The sequence below is a fragment of the Caballeronia sp. J97 genome (genome assembly GCF_905220305.1).
Taxonomy (GTDB): domain Bacteria; phylum Pseudomonadota; class Gammaproteobacteria; order Burkholderiales; family Burkholderiaceae; genus Caballeronia.
Window position 1 is genome coordinate 746,110 of the sequence record NZ_CAJMZL010000001.1, and the last position, 19,039, is coordinate 765,148.

Sequence of the window (19,039 nt, forward strand, 5' to 3'; positions counted from 1 at the left end):
CCGGTCTGTACGGCTCACGAGCGACGGTATGAGTTGAATCTATCGAAAATGACGTTCGGTCGCAGAAGCGATTTGTTGCAAATTGCAAGTTCCTTAACGTCGAAGCGAGATTGAAAGACGGACGACGCCTGTCGGCACGCCGCGAGCAACCGGCGCGACACGCAAACGGGCCGTGGCGATTAAAAAACGCGTAACGTCTAATTACAAAAGAACGGAAAAGCCCCGCCGGACCAAACGTCCGGCGGGGCTTTTCATGTAATACGCGAGATTCCTAAAAACCGAAACTCGAATCAGCCCACTTTCACATAAGCGAATTCACGAGTGACATTGGGCGGCACATACGCCGCGCCGATCACGACCCGAGGCGTCAGGCGCTTTTTCTGGTCCCACCAGCGGCGCCGCTGGGCCTGGCTCAAGAATCGCAGATGCTTTCGATAAGAGAAAATGCTCATGGCGACCTCCGAACGTAGCGAATGAAACCTTGATGGGAAAGACGCGGGCGGCGACCGGCCGCTCTCTCCCGCTGAATTCGTCTTCTCTTCAGTATTGAGCGCCCTGTCCGTTCCTCGATGTTCGCAAAGCAACCAAGTTTTCACCGCAATGTGCGATTAACCACACAGCAGAAAGCATGCCTTTCAGCCGGAAAATCGCCTCTATCTTTCTCTTCTGGGCCCTCCGGGAAGGAACAATCCGCCGCAACGCTGCGGCTCGCTCTTTCGCTTTCCGTATTTATATCCTGCCAGTTTTGCGTGAAACAGGCTTTTCGCGATCGTCTCAAAATGGCAACACCAGGGTTTCCCGATGCGGGCGTTTCGTGGCCGCAGCGCGCCTGCAATGCTTTCGTCCTCCTTTCGACCAACCACCCGAACAATCGCTCGCGCCACGTGCGACAACGTCCCCAAGCGTCCTTGAAGCCATGATAAGGTGACGTCCGGCGCCCCATCAGGCAAGCCTGCTGGGCGGGGGATTCGAGTCGCCGAATTGGCAAGTCACGAACTCCATCGACCGGAATGCGTGCATTCGTGCGAAAAGCGCTCGATGCGCCGCGCGCGGCGATGGCTTCGACAAGATAATCAAGCCCAGAGAACGAACAATGATCCAGGTCAGCATTCACGATTCGAGCCGCGCGGACGGCCTCTTCACCGATACCCCTTGCGGGCGGCCCCTCGTCCGCTAGCGCCTTTCGTCTTCCTTCACCTTTTCGCTCACGAACCGGCGCAACTCGCGACACTGCGCACGCATCCTAGAGGACCCGAGATGTTCGGCGATATCGCCCGTTTTCTGCTCAACACCCTTTTCACCCTGTTCGGCGCGGCGCTCCTGCTGCGCGCGTGGATTCAGGTCGTGCGCATGCCGCCCTACAATCCCGTGTCGAACGCGGTGATGCAAGCGACCAACTGGCTCGTGCTGCCGCTGCGCAAGATTCTTCCCGGCGGGAAGATCGACTGGGCGAGCATCGTGGCGGCGTTCATCGCGTCCGCGGTCTATGTGACGCTGATGGTCGTGCTCGCGGGCGTCGATCCGACGCTCATGGTGCCGATTCTCCTGCTCGTCGCGCTGCTGACGGTCGTCAAGTGGGCGCTGAACCTGATCATCTGGGTGACGATCCTGATGGCGCTATTGTCGTGGCTCAATCCGCAGTCGCCGGCGATGCCGCTGCTCTATCAGATCACGGCGCCGTTCCTCGATCCACTGCGGCGCATCTTGCCGCGCCTCGGCGGCATCGATCTTTCACCGATCCTGCTCTTCGTGATCGTGCAGGTCCTGCTGATGGTCGTCACGCGGGTCGCGGTGTCGATGACGCTGTTCGGCATCTGACGTGGGCGCAATTGCGCCCCGGGACGCGTTGCGCTTACAATAGCCGGCTCATGCGGGCGTCGTATAATGGCCATTACCGTAGCTTCCCAAGCTACTGACGTGGGTTCGATTCCCATCGCCCGCTCCAGCATCCCAGCGAAAGCCGCCCCCGAGGCGGCTTTTTAGTTTCCCGCATCCGTTTCCATCGCCTCATGAGCCACGATCCCCAAGACGACGCCGACGACAACGGCAGCAATCAGCCCGACGTCAACGAAGACGCCACGCTGCGCCATCGCCGCATTCGCAGCTTCGTCACGCGCGCGGGGCGCGTATCGCCGGGCCAGCAGCGCGCGCTCGACGATCTCGGGCCGCGCTATGTCGTGCCGTACACGCCGCAACTCGCCGACTGGAACGCGCGCTTCGGCCGCGCGGCGCCGCGCGTGCTGGAAATCGGTTTCGGCATGGGTGCGACCACGGCGGAAATCGCGGCCGCGCGTCCGGGCGACGACTTCATCGGCGTGGAAGTGCACGAGCCGGGCGTCGGCGCGCTGCTGAAGCTGATCGGCGAACAGGGGCTCGGCAACATCCGCATCCTTCAGCACGACGCCGTGGAAGTGCTCGAGCACATGATCGCGCCCGACAGTCTCGACGGCGTCCACATCTACTTTCCCGATCCGTGGCACAAGGCGCGCCATCACAAGCGCCGGCTCATCCAGCCGAAGTTCGTCGCGCTGCTCGTGTCGCGCATGAGGCCGGGCGGCTATATCCATCTCGCCACCGACTGGCAGAACTATGCCGAGCAGATGCTCGAAGTGCTCTCGGCCGAGCCCGCGCTCGAAAACACCGCCGACGGCTACGCGCCGCGCCCGGATTTCCGGCCGGTCACGAAATTCGAGCGGCGCGGATTGCGGCTCGGGCATGGCGTATGGGATCTGATGTTCCGCCGCCGCTGAACGCATTCGGCACAAACGACAACGCCACGGCAAGCCGTGGCGTTTTGCATGGTGCGCGACGAATCGGGACCGCCGGCGGAATCAGTCGGCCCAGCTCAGCCCGCCGCTATACCCGACGATCAGGATCAGCAAGCCGAAGCCGATGCGATACCACGCGAATGCCGTGAAGTCGTGCGACGCGACGTAGCGCAGCAGCCAGCGCACGCAGACGAACGCGCTGACGAACGCCGCGACGAGTCCGACCGCGAACAGCCCGAAATCGTTCACGGTCAGCGTGCGCCAGTACTTGGCCATTTCGTAGAGCGTCGCGCCGAAGATGATCGGAATGGCGAGGAAGAAGGAAAACTCCGTGGCCACGCGCCGTTCGAGCCCGAACAGCATTCCGCCGATGATCGTCGCACCGGAGCGCGAGGTGCCTGGAATCAGCGCGAAGCATTGCGCGATGCCTACCTTGAAGGCATCCGCATAGGAAAGGTCATCGACGGAATGAACGCGCGTCATGGCGCCGCGCTCGCGCTGCCGCGCCTCCGCCCACAGAATCACGATGCCGCCGACGATCAGCGCCACCGACACCGGCACCGGCGAGAACAGCACCGCCTTGATGTGCTTTTCGAGCAGCAACGCGAGCACGATGGCCGGAATGGTCGCGATGATCACGTTCAGTGCGAAGCGCCGCGCGTCGGCGCGCGCAGGCAGGCCCGTGACCACGGAGCCGATCTTCGCGCGATATTCCCAGCAGATCGCGAGAATCGCACCGAACTGGATGACGACATCGAAGGTTTTCGATTGCGCGTCGGTGAAATTCAGCAGACTGCCCGCCACGATCAGATGCCCCGTGCTCGAGACCGGCAGAAATTCGGTCAGGCCCTCCACGACGCCCAGAATGAGCGCCTTCACCATCAATATCCAGTCCATCCGTCAGCCCTTGTTCGCTGTTTTCGCCGTTGCTTGTGGAGCACATTGCGCAGAGATTTCGACTCACTTCTGAACGATCTGCACACGTATGCCGTTTGTAAGGACTGTGATTGTACCGGGTTCGTAAGACACGCCGGCGAACTGGAGTTCTTCGGGTTTGAACGTGTAGATCGGATAGCGCTCGAGCAATTGCGCAGCAAGTTGCGCGCCGACCGATGCAATCTGTTGGTTGTACTGTGCAGCGTCGCCCGCGAACTGCGCATCATCGACAGATGGCGAGCCGAGAATGACCGAACGGCTCGGCGCGTCGTAGGCGAGTTGCGTCGAGAGCGTGAACGCGCCGACCACGGGATTCGGCATGAACGGCGTGGACAGGCGCGCATCGACATGCACCGTCACACGATTGCGATCCGGCGCCATGCCGACGACGGGATTGCTCAGTACGACATCGAAAATCTGCGAAGCCGTGCGTTGCAGCGGGAACTTGCGCGCGACGGCGGCCTGAACCTGCTGCGTCGAGAATGTGTAGTGGTCCGGAATGAAGGGGAATATCGAGTTCGAGGCGGCCTGCGCCTTCGATGCGAGTGCTGGCAGCGACATCAGTCCTGCCAGCACGAACCGGCGCCGCAACGGCGCGACGGGTTCCGTCATGCGTGATCCTCCAATGCTCTTTTTTCAGGTCTGCGCCGTGCGGCGCGGTTCGCGGATTGGACTGCCGATCGTCACGACAGTTGCGTCGGCTGCGTCGCCGCTTCCAGCCGCTCGATCCACCGCAGCGCATATTCGCGCGTCTCGCCGCACATCTCCCCGGACGGCTGCAACCCGCTGCAACACGCCGGCCTGCGCGGATCACCGAAAATCCTGCAGCGCAGATCGTCGCCTAGCTGGATACAGCGTTCGCCCGCGCGCTTGCCGTCCGGCATTCCCGGAATCGGGCTCGAAATCGACGGCGCGATGCAACAGGCGCCGCAGCCTTCCCGGCAGGCATGAGGCGAAGAATCGATGGGCATGACGATGCTGGAAGACGCGAAAAGAAACGACATTCTCCCACGCCTCTTCATTGCGCTTCGTCAAATCCCGCCATCGGGCTGCGACCTTATCACGCAATGGCGGCACTACGCGTCCGACTACACTCGGATGATTCTCAAAGGTTCGCCATGATTCCCGCCGCCCCGCTCTTTCGCCCCGACCTGCTCGCGCGTTATGACGCGCAGGGCCCGCGCTACACGTCCTACCCGACCGCCGTCCAGTTCAGCGACGCCTTCGACGCCGCGCACTATCGGGAAGCCGCGAGCAAGTCGAACGCGCACGCCGATCTCTCGCTCTACTTCCACATTCCGTTCTGCGACACCGTGTGCTTCTATTGCGGCTGCAACAAGGTCGCGACGAAAAATCGCGCGCACGCTCGCCCGTACCTCGATCGCATGAAACGCGAGCTGGCGCTGCAAGCGGCGCTCTTCGACACCGCGCGCCCCGTCACGCAGCTTCACTGGGGCGGCGGCACGCCGACCTTCCTCTCGCACGTCGAAATGGCCGAGCTGATGTCCGCGACACGCGAGCACTTCAACCTCGTGCCGGACGAGCAGGCCGAGTATTCGATCGAAGTCGATCCGCGAGAGGCATCGGCGGCAACCATCACGCTGCTGCGCGAGCTCGGTTTCAATCGCCTGAGCCTCGGCGTGCAGGACTTCGACGAACGCGTGCAGCGCGCCGTCAATCGCATCCAGCCGCGCGAGATGACCGAAACCGTGCTCGATGCCGCGCGCCGCAACGGTTTCAAGTCGGTCAGCGTCGATCTGATCTACGGCTTGCCGCATCAGAGCGTCGAGAGCTTCACGAGCACGCTCGATGCGATCATCGGCCTGAAACCGGACCGCGTGTCCGTGTTCGGATACGCGCACATGCCGTCGCTCTTCAAGATGCAGCGGCAGATCGACGAAACCGCGCTGCCCTCGTCCGCCGTGCGTCTCGCGATTCTCGAGCGCGTAGTCGGGCGTATGAGCGAGGCGGGCTACGTGTATATCGGCATGGATCATTTCGCGCTGCCCGGCGACGAGCTCGCGCGCGCGTTCGAAGCCGGCACGCTCCAGCGCAACTTCCAGGGCTACAGCACGCATGCGGACAGCGATCTGATCGGCATCGGCGCGTCGTCGATCGGCAAGATCGGCGATGTCTACGCCCAGAACGCCCGCGAGCTCGCCGATTACGCCGCGGCGATCGACGCGGGCGAGCTCGCCATCGCGCGCGGCGTGCGGCTTTCCGCCGACGACGCACTCCGCCGCGAAGTCATCATGCGTCTCATGTGCGGCGGCGAGCTGCGTTTCGACGATGTCGCGATGGCGCACGGCATCGAATTCCCCGCCGCTTTCGCCGACGAGCTCGCACGCCTCGCACCGATGGCCGACGACGGCCTCATTCATCTCTCGCGCGACGCGATCCGCGTGCTGCCCGCGGGCCGCATGCTGGTCCGCAACGTTGCGTCGGTATTCGACCGCTATCTGGGACAGGCGAGCCTGCGCCGCTTCTCGCGCACGATCTGAGCGGTGTTCGATCGGCGTCCGTGGCTTAGAATGACAGCCACCTTGGGCGTCCCGGTTTTCAGTCAGGGCGCCCATCCACTCACCGCCGATGCGAAGCGCCGGGCGTTGCCGGCTTCTCGCAGACGGCAACGCCACTGCCCGACGCCATGCCGACCACTTCGCCGCAGTTCGCCCCCCTCGCCCAACTCGCCGCCGATCTGAAAAGCGGCCGCACGACGAGCCGCGCCCTCGTCGAAACCGCCCTCGAGCGCATTGCCGATCCCGCGGGCCAGGGTCCGACCGTTTTCATGCATGTCGATGCCGACCGTGCCCGCGCCACCGCCGATGCCCACGACGCGCTGCGCCGCGCCGGCACCGCGCTCTCGCCGCTCGCGGGCATTCCCGTGTCCATCAAGGATCTCTTCGATATCGAAGGCGAGGTGACGCGCGCCGGCTCGAAGGCGCTCGCCGATGCCGCGCCCGCCAAAGCCGATGCCGTGACCGTCGCGCGCCTGCGCCGCGCGGGCGCGGTGATCGTCGGACGCACCAACATGAGCGAATTCGCGTTCTCGGGCCTCGGACTCAACCCGCACTACGGCACGCCCCGTTCACCGTGGCGCGCGAACGTGCCGGACGACGCGCGCATCGCGGGCGGTTCGTCGTCGGGCGCGGCGGCATCGGTCGCGGACGGCATGGCCGCCGTCGCGCTCGGCACCGACACGGGCGGCTCCATCCGCATTCCAGCCGCGCTGTGCGGCCTCACCGGTTTCAAGCCGACCGCGAGCCGCATCCCGAAGCAAGGCGGCGTACCGCTCTCCAGGACGCTCGATTCGTTCGGGCCGATCGGCGTGTCGGTCGCGTGCTGCGCGCTCGTCGATCGCATTCTCGCGGGACGCGATCCCGGCGTGCCCGCGACGCGCCCGCTCGACGGCGTGCGCCTCGGCGTGCTGACGAACTATGTGACCGATGACGTCGAAGCGCCGGTCGCGAATGCCGTCGCCACGGCCATCAATCATCTCGCCGCGGCCGGCGCGCTGGTGGAAGACGTGCGCTTCGCGCCGCTCGACCGCCTGCCGGAGATCAACCGCTATCCGCTCGTCGCGATCGAAGCGTACGCGTGGCACCGGAAGCTGATGGCCGAGCGCGGCGCCGAGTACGATCCGCGCGTGCTCGCGCGCCTCCGGCGCGCCGAAGCGGCGAGCGCGGCGGACTATATCGAGCTGTGCGAGGCGCGCGCCGCGATGATCGAAGCAGCGCGCACGACGCTCTGGCAGCGTTTCGACGCGATCGTCTGCCCGACGGTGCCGCTGCTGCCGCTGCGCATCGCCGACCTGGAAGCCGATGACGACGCGTTCACGCGCGCCAACGCGCTGATCCTGCGCAACCCGACCGCCTTCAATTTCCTCGATGCCTGCGCGCTGTCGCTGCCCTGCCATCCACGCGGCGACGCGCCTGTCGGGCTGATGCTCGCGGGTGCGCCGAACGCCGACGACACGCTGCTGTCGATCGGACGCGCGGTCGAAGCGGTGCTGGAAACGACGCGCTGAGCGCCTGAAGAACCCGGCCGATCGTCGCGGCTGATTTTGCGCAACGTGCGTTCGCGCTAGAATTCACCGCGATACCTGCGCAGCTCAGGTGCTTCCTTCTCGAATCGTTCCGAAATAATGAACAACTCTTTACATCACTTCACGATGCATCAGGACGACCGGGTGATGCGCCGCGAGCGCCGCCTGCTCGTGCTGCTCGGTTTCGTCAGCCTGGGTCTCGTCGGCGGTGCGCTGTACCTGCAGTTCTTCCATAACGAAGATCCTTGCCCGCTTTGCATCATCCAGCGCTATTTCTTCGTGCTGGTGGCGATCTTCGCGTTCCTCGGCGCGGCGTTCCGCAATTGGCGCGGCATTGCGCTCCTGGAGACGCTCGTCGCGATTTCGGCGCTGGGCGGCCTCGTCACCGCGATTCGGCATGTCTACGTGCAGTCGCATCCCGGCTTCAGTTGCGGGTTCGATGCGCTCCAGCCGATTGTCGACAGCCTGCCCCCCGCAAGCTGGCTGCCGCAGGTCTTCAAGGTCGCGGGACTGTGCGAAACGCCCTATCCGCCGATTCTCGGGCTCTCGCTGCCGCAATGGTCGCTGATCGCGTTCGCGCTGATCTTCGTGTTCGTCGCGGCCAGCCTGCGACTCAAGCGCAAGCTGCGCCCGGTGGTCCGGTAATTTATTCCGGGCGGCCGTTCTGCGCCGCCCGCATCCCCGCCTCAAGCGGCTGCCACGCACTTTTTCTTTTCCGCATCAGCGCATCCGCATAATCTTGATACGTGTCCGGCAATATTTTTAGGATATTGCGGTGTTAAGGTCGTGTCTGGATGGCGATCTACGTGCGCGCAGTCCGTTTCGCTCGAAGGCAGCTCGGCTTTTTCGGCAGCAACCCGTGCAGCGAACGGAAACCGCGTAACGCGCGCCCGGTCCGCAATGTCTTCCTGAATCATGACAACGCAAACCATCCGCTTCCTTCGGCGTCCCGCCCGATTTTTCTTCGCCCGCGCATGCGCGCGCGAATTCGTCTTCCCTGCGATTCCCTCATCGGCCGATGCGCCGCCGCGCTTTCGCGTCCGAAGCGATCTCCGTCGCCCGATAAATCGCCCGGTAAACTAACGCCTGCGACGACGCAAACGGCGCGCACGACTCACGCAAACACGATCAACTCTGGAGCTCACTCGATGCAAGTTTGGCTGAACGACCTGCAACACCTGCTCGCGCACGGCGACGCCGTCGTGCTCGTGACGGTCGCGCGTGTCGAAGGCTCCGCGCCGCGCGAGCCGGGCACGAAGATGATCGTCACGCGCGAGGATGCGCGCTATACGATCGGCGGCGGCCATCTGGAATGGAAGGCCGTCGAAACCGCACGGCAAGTGCTGAAGGAGGGCATGCGCAGCCCGCGCATGAGACGGCTCGAGCGTTTCGCGCTCGGTCCGAGTCTCGGCCAGTGCTGCGGCGGCGCGGTCGTGCTCGCGTTCGAGCGGCTCGATGTGGCGGATCTCAACTGGGTGACGTCGCTCGCGAAGCGCACCGCACAGGGTCTGTCGACCGTGCGCAGCGTTTCGTTCGCGCCCATGCCCGATGCCGTCATGCTCTCCGATCCGGAACCCGGCGCGAGCGACCCCGACTGCCTCCTGTGGGACGGCGCCGGGTTCGCGGAAAGCGGCGCGCTCCTGACCGAAACCATCGCGCCGCGCGACTTCCAGGTCGTGCTGTTCGGCGCGGGCCACGTCGGAGCGGCGCTCGTGCGCGTGCTCGCGACGCTGCCCTGTCACGTGACCTGGGTCGACGAGCGCGACGCCGCGTTTCCCGCGCCGCAGTTCGTGCCGGATAACGTGACGATCGAGCCGAACGACGCGCCGGACGAAGCCGTCGACCGCGCGCCACCCAACGCGTACTACCTCGTGATGACGCATAACCACACGGTGGATCTCGCGCTCGCCGAATGCATTCTTCGACGCGGCGACTTTGCCTTCTTCGGCATGATCGGCTCGTTCACGAAGAAGAAGCAGTTCGAGCATCGGCTCGCGGCGCGTGGCATCGACCCGGCGCGCATCGCGCGGATGGTGTGTCCGATCGGCATCGACGGCATCGTCGATAAAGCGCCCGAAGTGATCGCCGTTGCAGCGGCAGCCCAACTGCTGCAAGCGGTCGAAGCCAACGCTTCGAGCCACGCGTCGTCGCAACAGACCGCCTGACCCACAGGCGAAAACCGTAGCCCCATCACTCAAAAGCCCAAATGAACCCCACACTCGCCGACAAGATTGCGCGCGCGCCCAAAGCCGAGCTGCATATCCATATCGAAGGGTCGCTCGAACCGGAGCTGATCTTCGAGCTCGCGAAGCGCAACAACGTGAAGCTCGCATACGACTCCATCGATGCGCTGCGCGCGGCCTACGCATTCACCGACCTGCAATCGTTCCTCGACATCTACTACGCGGGCGCGAGCGTGCTGCTCACGGAGCAGGATTTCTACGACATGACGATGGCCTATGTCGAACGCGCGCTCGCGGATCACGTCGCGCACGCGGAAATCTTCTTCGATCCGCAGACGCACACGGAACGCGGCGTATCGATCGAAACCGTCGTCGCGGGCATCGATGCCGCGCTCGCCGATGGTGAGAAGCGCGGCCTGTCGAGCAAGCTGATTCTCTGTTTCCTGCGCCACCTTTCGGAAGAAGACGCGCTCGCGACTTATGAAAGCGCCCTGCCCCTTTTCGACCAGTACGCGCATCGGCTGATCGGCGTCGGGCTGGATTCGTCGGAGCGCGGTCATCCGCCGTCGAAATTCGAGCGCGTGTTCGCGAAGGCGCGCGAGCGCGGGCTGAAGCTCGTCGCGCATGCGGGTGAAGAAGGGCCGCCTTCGTATGTCTACGAAGCGCTCGATCTGCTGAAAGTGGATCGCGTCGATCATGGCGTGCGCAGTATCGAGGATGCGGCGCTCGTCGCGCGTCTCGCTGATTCACGCATCGCGCTGACCGTGTGCCCGCTGTCGAACCTGAAGCTTTGCGTGTTCGACGACATGACCAAGCACACGCTGAAGGATCTGCTCGACCAGGGCGTCGCGGTGATGATCAATTCCGACGATCCCGCCTATTTCGGCGGCTACGTCAACGCGAACTACTTCGCGATCGTCGATGCATTGAAGCTCACCGATCACGAGGTCTACACGCTGTTGAAGAACAGTCTCGAAGCCTCTTTCGTCACCGAAGAAGAACGCGACGCAATGATCGCGCGCCTGGATCATCACTGGAAACAGTAAGCAAGCACGATGGAAACAACAGCAACAACACAACAAGACAGCACCGCCCTCGAACGCTTTTTCGGCATTCGCGCAGCGGGCTCCCGCACGAAGACCGAAGTTGTCGCGGGCATCACGACGTTCCTCACGGCGATGTACATCATCGTCGTCAATCCGGGCATTCTGTCGGCGGCTGGCGTGCCGTTTCCGGCGGCGTTGACGGCCACGGTCATCGTCAGTTTTCTCGGCAGTTGCGCGATGGGCCTCTACGCCCGCAATCCGGTGCTCGTCGCGCCCGGCATGGGCATGAACGCGCTTTTCGCGTTCGTCATGGTTCACGGTGGCAAGATGCCGTGGCAGACCGCGCTCGGTTGCGTGTTCTGGTCCGGCGTGATCTTCGCGGTGCTCGCGGCGTTCAACGCGCGCAAGCTCGTCGTCGATGCGATTCCGGCGAATCTGCGGCACGCGGTGTCGTGCGGCATCGGCTTGTTCATTAGCCTGATCGGCCTGGTGAACGCGAAGTTCGTCGTCGGCGATCCGGTCACGATCGTGCATTCGGCGTCGCTGAATCCGGTCGTCATCACGTTCCTCGTCGGCCTCGCCGTCACGACGATACTCGTCGCGCGCAAGGTGACGGGCGCGCTGATGCTCGGCATCGTGTTCACGACGATCATCGCGATTCCGATCGGCCGCTTCTACGGCGACGGCACCGCGTACTGGCCCGCCGCCATCGCGACGAAGACGCTCGTCAACTGGAACGGTCTCTTCGCCGCGCCGGACTTCTCGGCGGTCGGCCAGCTCGATCTGGTCGGTTCGCTGAAAGTCATCTACTGGCCGTTCATCTTCGTGATGCTGTTCACGTCGTTCTTCGATGCGCTGTCCACCTTCATGGCGATCTCCGAAGCGGGCAAGCTCTACGACCGCGACGGCAACCCACGCAACATCCGCCAGTCGATGATGGTCGATTCATTCTCCGCGCTCATCTCCGCGCCGCTCGGCACGAGCCCGGCGAACGCGTATATCGAATCGGCGGCGGGCATTTCGGCGGGCGGGCGCACGGGCCTTGTCGCGGTCGTCGCCGGTTTGTGCTTCCTGCCCTTCCTGTTCCTTTCGCCGCTTCTATCGCTCGTGCCGGCGATCGCGACCGCGCCCGCGCTCGTGCTCGTCGGCGTGTTCATGATGGAAGCGATCACGCAAATCGAATGGCATCGCTTCGATGAAGCCATTCCCGCGTTCCTCGCGATGATCCTGATCCCGCTGACCTACTCGATCACCGATGGCGTCGCGTACGGTTTTCTCGCGTTCGTCGTGCTGAAGTCGGCGACGGGCCGCGCGAAGGAAATCAAGCCGGCGATGTGGATCATCGCGGCCTTTTCGCTCGTACTGCTTTCGCAGTTGTAGACATCCTCACAAAACGGAGACGTTGCATCATGACTCAAACCGCCTACCGCGCCCAGTTGCTGACCTTCCGGGAAGATCCCGCGCATGCCGCTGACGGCGCGGTCTACGAGGCCGACGGCCTCCTGATCGTCGCGGACGGCAAAGTGGTCGCGGCAGGCGCGTACGCGTCGACCCGCGACAAACTCGAAGCCGACGCGACCGTCCACACCATGCGCGACAAGCTGATCGTGCCGGGTTTCATCGACTCGCACATTCACTATCCGCAGACGGACATGATCGCGTCGCCCGCGCCGGGCCTGCTGCCGTGGCTCAACACGTACACCTTCCCGACCGAGCGCGGCTTCGAGAATCCCGCGGTCGCGCGCGAGACGGCGAGCTTTTTCATCGACGAGCTGCTCGCCTGCGGCACGACTACCGCGCTCGTCTACTGCACGGTGCACAAGCAATCCGCCGATGCGTTCTTCACCGAGAGCGAGGCGCGCAATCTGCGCATGGTCGCGGGCAAGGTGATGATGGATCGCAACTGCCCCGAGTTTCTGCGCGATACCGCGCAATCCGGTTACGACGACAGCGCGGAGCTCATCGCGCGCTGGCACGGGCGCGGCCGTCAGCAATACGCGCTGACGCCGCGTTTCGCGCCGACATCCACCGAAGCGCAACTGGAAGCGTGCGGCGTGCTCGCGCAGAAGCACAACGACGTCTTCATCCAGACGCACGTCGCGGAAAACACCGACGAGATCAAATGGGTCGAGAGCCTCTTTCCGGGGCATCGCAGCTATCTCGACATCTACGACCACTACGGCCTGCTGCGCCGCCGCGCGGTGTACGGTCATTGCATCTATCTCGATGACAAGGATCGCGAGCGCATGGCGGAAACCGGCGCGGTGGCGTCGCACTGCCCGACGTCGAACCTGTTCCTCGGCAGCGGCTTGTTCGATTTCGAGAAAGCTGGCGAGTCGAATATGCCGGTCGCGCTCGCGACGGACGTCGGCGGCGGCACGTCGTTCTCCATGCTTCAGACGATGAACGAAGCGCACAAGGTCGCGCGTCTCACCGGCCATCATCTGACCGCGACGCGCATGTTCTGGCTCGCCACCACGGGCGCGGCGCAGGTGCTTGAACTCGACGACAGGATCGGCACGCTGGCGGCCGGCAGCGAAGCGGATTTCGTCGTGCTCGATCCGAACGCGACGCCGCTGCTCGCACGCCGCATGGCGCGCACGGAATCGCTCGAAGAGCTGCTGTTCGCGTTTGCGCTGCTCGGCGATGACCGCGCGGTGTTCGAGACCTACGCCGCCGGCAAGCGCGTGCATTCGCGCGACCAGCGTGACACGGCGAAGCTCGAACTCGCGGCCTGACGTCTTCGGGAATCCGTAAGACAAACGCCCTTCGCTCGAAGGGCGTTTTCGTATGGCGAGCCACCCGAGCGGCGACGATTCGCTCGACTGATTGAGCACATTTGCTGCAATCTGGTTAAAGTGCTGGCTGTTACGTTCGATGCATCGCCATGATCGCCTTCCGGCTCATTCGTTTTGTTCTGCCGATTACGCTCGCGTCGCTGAGCGCGCTCGCGCACGCCGAGGCGCTCGATGCGCAGCTCGACTGCAAATCGACGCCGCACGACTTCATCGCGCCGCTGCAGGACAAAAACTTGCTGGAAAAGAAGCCGATGCGCGTCGAGCCGAACTCGATCAACGCGTTCCGGGCGGTGAAGGGCGTGACGCTGACCGCGTTCGGATTCAGGGTCTACGCGCTGGTGGCGTATCAGAAGGACGATCCGCTCTTCAGGCAGGGTAAAGGCGAACCGATCGGGGACGCGGCTTACGGCGCCGTCGTCTGGGGCGGCGACGACGAAGTCGCGCAAAAAGTGCGCGCAGCGGGCAGCGACGCGGTGGTGCACCACGTCGCGCCCTTCATCACGGCGATTTTCTGCAAGCCCTAGCGCAGCAATGCGACGAACGACGAAATCAGCCGGTCCATATCGTTGGCGTCGAGCGCGCCCATCGTCGAAATGCGGAACAACTCCTTCGACAAACCGCCCTGCCCCGCATAGATCACGAAGCCCTTCGCCTTGAGCGCATCGTGCAGCGTTTCATACGTGACGCCTTTCGGCAGCCGATACGCACGCAACACCACCGACGACTCTGCCGGCGACAGCGCGCTTTCGATGCCGAGCGCCGCGAGTCCCGCCCGCACTTGCTCCGCGAGCTTCGCATAACGCTGATGACGCGCGCGCCAGCCGCCTTCCTCCTCGAACTCGCGCAGCGCCTCGACGAGCGCGTAGTAGGCATGCACCGACGGCGTGAACGGCGTGTTGCGCTCGTCCTGCAGCTTGGCGAGCCGCGCGATGCCGAGGTAATAGTTGCGGCTCGCGGCCTTCGCGAGCGCATCGCGTTTCGCGATGACGAACGCCGCGCCCGGCACGCCGTGCAGGCACTTGTTCGCGGTCGCGGCGATCGCCGCGATGCCGCCGCCGTCGAAATCGATCGCTTCGGCGCCGAAGCTGCTCACCGCGTCGAGCAACAGGCCGATGCCGCGCTCGCCGCACGCGCGCGACAACGCGTCGATTGTGTTCAGCCGGCCGGTCGTCGTTTCGTGATGGATGATCGCGACATGGGTGAACTTCTTCGCGTCGAGCAGTGCGATGATCGCGTCGGTGTCCGGCGCCTGCATCCACTCGTACTTCACGACTTCGTGGTCGATGTGATACTGGCGCGCGATCTGCGCGATGCGATCGCCATACACGCCGTTTTCCACGACGAGCAGCCGCCCGCCTTCCGGCACGAGCCCGGCGATCATGCTTTCGACCGCGGCGGTGCCCGAGCCTGTCATCAGCACGGCGCTCCATACGGCCGGATCGAGTTCGTAAGCAGCGACGAGACGCCGGCGCGCTTCATCCTGCAAGTCGAAGAACTCCGGCTCGCGATGGCACAAGTCGGTTTGCAGCAGGCTCTTGCGCACGCGTTCGCTCAGCGTGACAGGACCCGGATTGAGCAGCAGCATCAACGGCCTCCAATGTGTTGTTGCAAACGCGCGCGCACGTCCTCGGGCGTGATCTTCGGGCGCGGCAAGTCGCCGGGCGTGCCGGTCCTGATCGACAGACGCGCGAAACGAACGCCATCGACCTCCTTTGCTTCGAAAAGGCGATCGATCACGCCGATGTCGTCGCCGTCGAGCGCGAGCGCGTAGCCGCACGCCGCCGCGATCGATGCGAAATCGACTTCGCGCGATACCGTCGCCTGGCCGCCGGTCGATTCGTGCGCGCCGTTATCGAGCAGCAGGTGAACGAGATTCGACGGGCCGTAGGCGCCGAGCGTCGCGAAGACGCCCATACGCATCAGCGCGGCGCCGTCGCCATCGAGCGCGACGACCGTGAGGTCCGGACGCGAAAGCGCGAGGCCCAACGCCATCGGCGTCACGCAGCCCATCGAGCCGACGAGGTAGAGCTGGTTCTCGCGGTCGTCGATCGCGTATAGCTCGCGGCCGCAAAAACCCGTCGATGCGAGCACGACGGTCGAATCCTTCGGCGTATTGGCGATGACTTTTTGCAGCGCGTCGTGGCGCGTCACGCGCTCGCCTTCGAAGCGCTTCACCGTCGCGGGATGCGCGTTCGCGCGCACGCCCGACAAGCCCGTCTTCTTCAACTCGTAAGGCGCGACGCTGCCCTTTTGCATGACGAGCGCATACGGGCGGCCCGTGCTGTCCATGTACGCGGTCGCGCGATCGAGCGCAGGGCCGATCTGCTCGGCTTCCGTCGGGAAGAGCTCCCACGGAATCTCCATCGTTTCGAGCATCTGCGGCGTGATCGGGCCCATCAGCGCGTGCTGCGGCTCGTCATGCACGCCCGGCTGGCCGCGCCACGTGACGATCAGCAATTGCGGCAGGCGAAATGTCCACGTGAGCGAGGTCAACGGACTCACCGCATTGCCGAGTCCGGAGTTCTGCATCATCGCGATGCCGCGACGCTTCGCGGAACCGCTGCTCGCGCCGCCCAACGCGACGCCCGCGATCAGCGCGACCGCGTCGCCCTCGTTCGCCGCCGACACGTAATGCAGCGATTCGTCCTGAAGCACGTAGTTGATGAAGGGCGTGAGAAACGAACACGGCACGCCCGCGTACCAGTCGAAACCACGCTCGCGCGCGGCCTCGACGAACTGGGCGGCCTCAATCACGCGCGTTCTCCGTGCCTTCCGAACCGATCGGCGTCTGACCGTGCGCGAAATCGCCGGCGCGACGGAAATCGTCGAGATCGTTCACGCCGCGCCAGTGGCCATGCACGTATTGCACTTCGATCTTCTGACCGTCGGCGATCAGCGCGTTGAGCAGCGCGGCGGTGTCGAGCTGGTCGAAATCGGCGCGCTGTTGCAGCGTGCCGAGCGTCGCGAGCAGACGCTCCCGCGCACCCGCGCGCACCTTGACGAGACCCATCCAGCGGCCTTGCGGCGCGCGCGTCCCGTCGAGCGAATGCCCCGCGCCGACCACGCTTTCGAGCCACACTTTCTGGCCGAAGAGCGCACGATCGTCGGCGGTCGAGCAGTACGCGAAGTCGGTCGCGCCCGCGCCCGACTGCGGCGCCTTCGACGAATCGACGACAATGCAAAAATCACTGTCCGATTCGACCAGATCGCGCAGGATATAGCTGCGGAACAGCAGATCGCCGTAGGAGATCACGGTATCGCCGTTCATGTGCCGTACCGCGCACGCGAGCGACGCGAGTTCGCCCGTCGATTCGTGCTTCTCGTTGACGACGAGACGGATGCCGCCCTTCTCGATGGCATCGGCGCGATATCCGCCGACGACGGTGATGTCGTTGATGTTTTCCTTCTTGAACGCCTCGACGAGATGACGCAGGAGCGGCTTGCCCGCGACCGGCAGCATTACCTTCGGGCGCTCCTCGGTCAGCGCTTCGAGTCCCGCGCCGCGGCTCGCGGCGAGCACGATCGCGCTGCGCTTCTCGTTGGCCGCGCTCAGATAGATGTTCTCGGCGGCGGAGTACTCGTCCGCATCTTGCAAACGGAAAATTTCGTTCACCGACGCGATGCGGTCCTCCACGTTGACGAGCGTCTCGCTGTCATGAATTTCCTTCGCGATCGCCTGCATCGCCGATACCGCGCCGCGAATCAGATGATTCGCCCAGATCACGCAGCTGATGCCCGCCTGCCGGAACGCATCGGTCGGCGTGCTGTAGTACTTCGTCGGCACGATGACGAGCGGCCCGCGGCCGGCCCATTCGCGTGCGAACGTCAGAATTTCGTCGGGCTTCGACAGCTTGCTGTGGATCAGGATCGCGTCCGCGCCCGCCTGGCGATAAGCCTCGGCCCGCTTCAGCGCTTCTTCCATGCCCCAGCCCGCGATCAACGCTTCCACGCGCGCGACGATCGAGAAATTCGGATCGCTTTGCGAATCCTTGCCGGCCTTGATCTTGCCGCAGAATTCGTCGATATCCGCGAGCGGCTGCGCTTCGCCGTTGATGAAGCTGTTGGTCTTCGGGAACTGCTTGTCCTCGATGCACACGCCCGCGATGCCGCGCTGCTCCAGCTTCCTCACGAGACGGCGCACGTTGTTGAAGTTGCCGTAGCCGGTGTCGCCATCGAGAAGAATCGGCAGATCGCTCGCGTCGGCCATGAATTCGAGGTTGTCGACGACCTGCGTCCAGCTCGCCTCGTTGTTGTCGCGCACGCCGAACTGCGCGGAGATCGACAGGCCCGAGCCCCAGATCGCCTTGAAGCCCGCTTCCCTCGCGATGCGCGCCGAAATGCCGTTGTGCGCTTCCATCAGGAATTCGAGGCGATTGCTTTGCAGCATCTCGCGCAGGCGCAGCGTGCGCGAGTAGCCGACGGGGATTTGTGTGGGTGCGTTCATTGTTGCGATGCTCCTGCAAACTGACGCAGCGCGTTCAACTGTGGCAGCACATCGTCCGCCGCGCGCTTCACGTCGTTCTGAAAATCGATTTCGATCCACGGCGCGCCGGTCACATCGGCGATATCGAACACGTGGGAAGGATTGTGCAAGTTCTCGAGCAACAGGTCGCGCACCGCTTCTTCGTGCGGCATCTTGGCGCGGCCGGTCGCCACATAGTCGGCGCAGATTTCGGCAAGGCGCGTGGCGGTCTTTTCATCGAAACGGAAGAAGCCGACCGATTCGCCGATCGTATCGTACTTCAGCCCCGCCGCGACCTGCTTGCGCAGCTCGACCGGCACGCCGCTCTCGACGCACAGCTTCACCGGCTCGTCGCCGGCTTCGAAGTCGCGGTCGATCAACAGGCGATTCACCGAGCCGCCCGCGACGAGCGGCTCGAAGATACGTTCGTCGTAGAGTACGTCGGCGTCCATCAAGAGGACATCGCCGCCGCGCGTCATCGCATCGCGCGCGGTGTGCACGGACAGCACGCTGCCGAGCGAGAATTCTTCGTTGACGACGATTTCGGTCTTCGGCTTCCAGTCGATCGATGCGAGCTCCGCTTCGATCTGCTCGGTCTTGAAGCCCGTCACGAAGACGACTTCATCGACGCCGGCAGCCTTCAAAAAGTGGAGATGACGTTCGAGCAGCGAGGCGTCGCCCGAATTGTCACCAAAGCGCAACAGACATTTCGGCTTTTGCTGGCCTTCGGGCTGAACGAGGCGCAAGCCCATCCCGGCCGCAAGAATAATTGCGCGCATGCTTGAGTTCCCTTCGTGGGTG

At 64.1% G+C, this 19,039-nt stretch carries 19 protein-coding genes and 1 tRNA gene; 11 read left to right on the forward strand and 9 right to left on the reverse strand.

From position 1 onward, the window contains the following. Window positions 1-290: 290 nt before the first annotated feature. Together U4Y90_RS03385 and U4Y90_RS03390 are read right to left on the reverse strand one after the other, a co-directional pair. Window positions 291-452, reverse strand: a complete 162-nt coding sequence (locus U4Y90_RS03385) for a hypothetical protein (RefSeq protein WP_167354150.1) — start codon at window positions 450-452, stop codon at window positions 291-293. 140 nt (window positions 453-592) lie between these two features. Then, the gene (locus U4Y90_RS03390) at window positions 593-1,114 is read right to left on the reverse strand and encodes a hypothetical protein (RefSeq protein ID WP_321792169.1); all 522 of its coding nucleotides are present in this window, start codon (window positions 1,112-1,114) and stop codon (window positions 593-595) included. A 143-nt stretch (window positions 1,115-1,257) separates the two neighbouring features. Here U4Y90_RS03390 and U4Y90_RS03395 point away from each other — a divergent pair, with 143 nt between their 5' ends. The 3 genes from U4Y90_RS03395 (at window position 1,258) to trmB (ending at window position 2,750) form a co-directional block, all read left to right on the forward strand. Then, window positions 1,258-1,818: a YggT family protein gene (locus tag U4Y90_RS03395; protein WP_061135634.1), complete on the forward strand. Its 561-nt coding sequence runs from the start codon at window positions 1,258-1,260 to the stop codon at window positions 1,816-1,818. Between the two features lie 52 nt (window positions 1,819-1,870). Then, window positions 1,871-1,945, forward strand: a tRNA-Gly gene (locus U4Y90_RS03400). Between the two features lie 64 nt (window positions 1,946-2,009). Then, window positions 2,010-2,750 carry a tRNA (guanosine(46)-N7)-methyltransferase TrmB gene (gene trmB, locus U4Y90_RS03405; protein ID WP_321792171.1) on the forward strand — a complete coding sequence of 247 codons (741 nt, stop codon included), beginning with the start codon at window positions 2,010-2,012 and terminating at the stop codon, window positions 2,748-2,750. A gap of 81 nt (window positions 2,751-2,831) precedes the next feature. Here the strand turns inward: trmB and U4Y90_RS03410 are convergent, their stop codons facing one another. From U4Y90_RS03410 to U4Y90_RS03420, 3 genes are all read right to left on the reverse strand, one after another. Then, entirely contained in the window at window positions 2,832-3,665 is an 834-nt protein-coding gene (locus U4Y90_RS03410; protein WP_321792173.1) for an undecaprenyl-diphosphate phosphatase, read from the reverse strand. 63 nt (window positions 3,666-3,728) lie between these two features. After that, window positions 3,729-4,316, reverse strand: coding sequence for a DUF1439 domain-containing protein (locus U4Y90_RS03415; protein ID WP_321792175.1), 588 nt, complete (start codon window positions 4,314-4,316; stop codon window positions 3,729-3,731). A 71-nt stretch (window positions 4,317-4,387) separates the two neighbouring features. Continuing rightward, entirely contained in the window at window positions 4,388-4,675 is a 288-nt protein-coding gene (locus tag U4Y90_RS03420; RefSeq protein WP_321792176.1) for a YkgJ family cysteine cluster protein, read from the reverse strand. A 147-nt stretch (window positions 4,676-4,822) separates the two neighbouring features. On the opposite strand from U4Y90_RS03420, the gene hemN reads away from it, so the two are divergent. The 8 genes from hemN to U4Y90_RS03460 all read left to right on the forward strand — a co-directional run bounded on the left by hemN (window position 4,823) and on the right by U4Y90_RS03460 (window position 14,300). Next, on the forward strand, window positions 4,823-6,205 hold the full coding sequence (gene hemN / locus U4Y90_RS03425) for an oxygen-independent coproporphyrinogen III oxidase (protein WP_321792178.1): 1,383 nt from the start codon (window positions 4,823-4,825) through the stop codon (window positions 6,203-6,205). Between the two features lie 146 nt (window positions 6,206-6,351). After that, a complete protein-coding gene (locus U4Y90_RS03430; protein ID WP_321792180.1) occupies window positions 6,352-7,731 on the forward strand; it encodes an amidase in 1,380 nt (459 codons plus the stop codon). A 144-nt stretch (window positions 7,732-7,875) separates the two neighbouring features. Then, on the forward strand, window positions 7,876-8,394 hold the full coding sequence (locus U4Y90_RS03435; RefSeq protein ID WP_321792583.1) for a disulfide bond formation protein B: 519 nt from the start codon (window positions 7,876-7,878) through the stop codon (window positions 8,392-8,394). A 503-nt stretch (window positions 8,395-8,897) separates the two neighbouring features. Beyond that, complete coding sequence (xdhC, locus tag U4Y90_RS03440; RefSeq protein WP_321792182.1) at window positions 8,898-9,914, forward strand: xanthine dehydrogenase accessory protein XdhC; 1,017 nt, start codon at window positions 8,898-8,900, stop codon at window positions 9,912-9,914. 41 nt (window positions 9,915-9,955) lie between these two features. Continuing rightward, the gene (locus U4Y90_RS03445; protein WP_321792184.1) at window positions 9,956-10,978 is read left to right on the forward strand and encodes an adenosine deaminase; all 1,023 of its coding nucleotides are present in this window, start codon (window positions 9,956-9,958) and stop codon (window positions 10,976-10,978) included. A gap of 9 nt (window positions 10,979-10,987) precedes the next feature. Continuing rightward, entirely contained in the window at window positions 10,988-12,358 is a 1,371-nt protein-coding gene (locus tag U4Y90_RS03450; RefSeq protein ID WP_321792186.1) for an NCS2 family permease, read from the forward strand. 29 nt (window positions 12,359-12,387) lie between these two features. Next, window positions 12,388-13,716, forward strand: coding sequence for a guanine deaminase (gene guaD, locus U4Y90_RS03455; protein WP_321792188.1), 1,329 nt, complete (start codon window positions 12,388-12,390; stop codon window positions 13,714-13,716). 149 nt (window positions 13,717-13,865) lie between these two features. Next, window positions 13,866-14,300 (forward strand): hypothetical protein, encoded by a 435-nt coding sequence (locus U4Y90_RS03460; protein WP_321792190.1) that lies wholly within the window; start codon window positions 13,866-13,868, stop codon window positions 14,298-14,300. Here U4Y90_RS03460 and U4Y90_RS03465 read toward each other — a convergent pair. From U4Y90_RS03465 to U4Y90_RS03480, 4 genes are read right to left on the reverse strand one after another with little or no spacing between them, the layout of a single operon-like run. Continuing rightward, the gene (locus U4Y90_RS03465; RefSeq protein ID WP_321792192.1) at window positions 14,297-15,361 is read right to left on the reverse strand and encodes a 2-aminoethylphosphonate aminotransferase; all 1,065 of its coding nucleotides are present in this window, start codon (window positions 15,359-15,361) and stop codon (window positions 14,297-14,299) included. The genes U4Y90_RS03460 and U4Y90_RS03465 overlap by 4 nt on opposite strands. Then, window positions 15,361-16,530 (reverse strand): phosphonopyruvate decarboxylase, encoded by a 1,170-nt coding sequence (gene aepY / locus U4Y90_RS03470; RefSeq protein ID WP_321792194.1) that lies wholly within the window; start codon window positions 16,528-16,530, stop codon window positions 15,361-15,363. Before aepY ends, U4Y90_RS03465 begins: the two co-directional genes overlap by 1 nt. After that, a complete protein-coding gene (aepX, locus tag U4Y90_RS03475; RefSeq protein ID WP_321792196.1) occupies window positions 16,523-18,220 on the reverse strand; it encodes a phosphoenolpyruvate mutase in 1,698 nt (565 codons plus the stop codon). The genes aepY and aepX overlap by 8 nt, the downstream gene beginning before the upstream one ends. Beyond that, complete coding sequence (locus U4Y90_RS03480) at window positions 18,217-19,017, reverse strand: phosphocholine cytidylyltransferase family protein (RefSeq protein WP_321792198.1); 801 nt, start codon at window positions 19,015-19,017, stop codon at window positions 18,217-18,219. The genes aepX and U4Y90_RS03480 overlap by 4 nt, the downstream gene beginning before the upstream one ends. Window positions 19,018-19,039 lie beyond the last annotated feature (22 nt).

Bases quoted from the DNA above. Each gene is read 5' to 3' on its own strand.
- xdhC (WP_321792182.1), top strand. From the start codon at position 8,898: ATGCAAGTTTGGCTGAACGACCTGCAACACCTGCTCGCGCACGGCGAC.
- trmB (WP_321792171.1), top strand. From the start codon at position 2,010: ATGAGCCACGATCCCCAAGACGACGCCGACGACAACGGCAGCAATCAG.
- U4Y90_RS03480 (WP_321792198.1), bottom strand. From the start codon at position 19,017: ATGCGCGCAATTATTCTTGCGGCCGGGATGGGCTTGCGCCTCGTTCAG.
- U4Y90_RS03460 (WP_321792190.1), top strand. From the start codon at position 13,866: ATGATCGCCTTCCGGCTCATTCGTTTTGTTCTGCCGATTACGCTCGCG.
- hemN (WP_321792178.1), top strand. From the start codon at position 4,823: ATGATTCCCGCCGCCCCGCTCTTTCGCCCCGACCTGCTCGCGCGTTAT.
- guaD (WP_321792188.1), top strand. From the start codon at position 12,388: ATGACTCAAACCGCCTACCGCGCCCAGTTGCTGACCTTCCGGGAAGAT.
- U4Y90_RS03410 (WP_321792173.1), bottom strand. From the start codon at position 3,665: ATGGACTGGATATTGATGGTGAAGGCGCTCATTCTGGGCGTCGTGGAG.
- U4Y90_RS03385 (WP_167354150.1), bottom strand. From the start codon at position 452: ATGAGCATTTTCTCTTATCGAAAGCATCTGCGATTCTTGAGCCAGGCC.
- U4Y90_RS03420 (WP_321792176.1), bottom strand. From the start codon at position 4,675: ATGCCCATCGATTCTTCGCCTCATGCCTGCCGGGAAGGCTGCGGCGCC.
- U4Y90_RS03430 (WP_321792180.1), top strand. From the start codon at position 6,352: ATGCCGACCACTTCGCCGCAGTTCGCCCCCCTCGCCCAACTCGCCGCC.
- U4Y90_RS03415 (WP_321792175.1), bottom strand. From the start codon at position 4,316: ATGACGGAACCCGTCGCGCCGTTGCGGCGCCGGTTCGTGCTGGCAGGA.
- U4Y90_RS03465 (WP_321792192.1), bottom strand. From the start codon at position 15,361: ATGCTGCTGCTCAATCCGGGTCCTGTCACGCTGAGCGAACGCGTGCGC.
- U4Y90_RS03395 (WP_061135634.1), top strand. From the start codon at position 1,258: ATGTTCGGCGATATCGCCCGTTTTCTGCTCAACACCCTTTTCACCCTG.
- U4Y90_RS03435 (WP_321792583.1), top strand. From the start codon at position 7,876: ATGCATCAGGACGACCGGGTGATGCGCCGCGAGCGCCGCCTGCTCGTG.
- U4Y90_RS03450 (WP_321792186.1), top strand. From the start codon at position 10,988: ATGGAAACAACAGCAACAACACAACAAGACAGCACCGCCCTCGAACGC.
- U4Y90_RS03445 (WP_321792184.1), top strand. From the start codon at position 9,956: ATGAACCCCACACTCGCCGACAAGATTGCGCGCGCGCCCAAAGCCGAG.
- aepX (WP_321792196.1), bottom strand. From the start codon at position 18,220: ATGAACGCACCCACACAAATCCCCGTCGGCTACTCGCGCACGCTGCGC.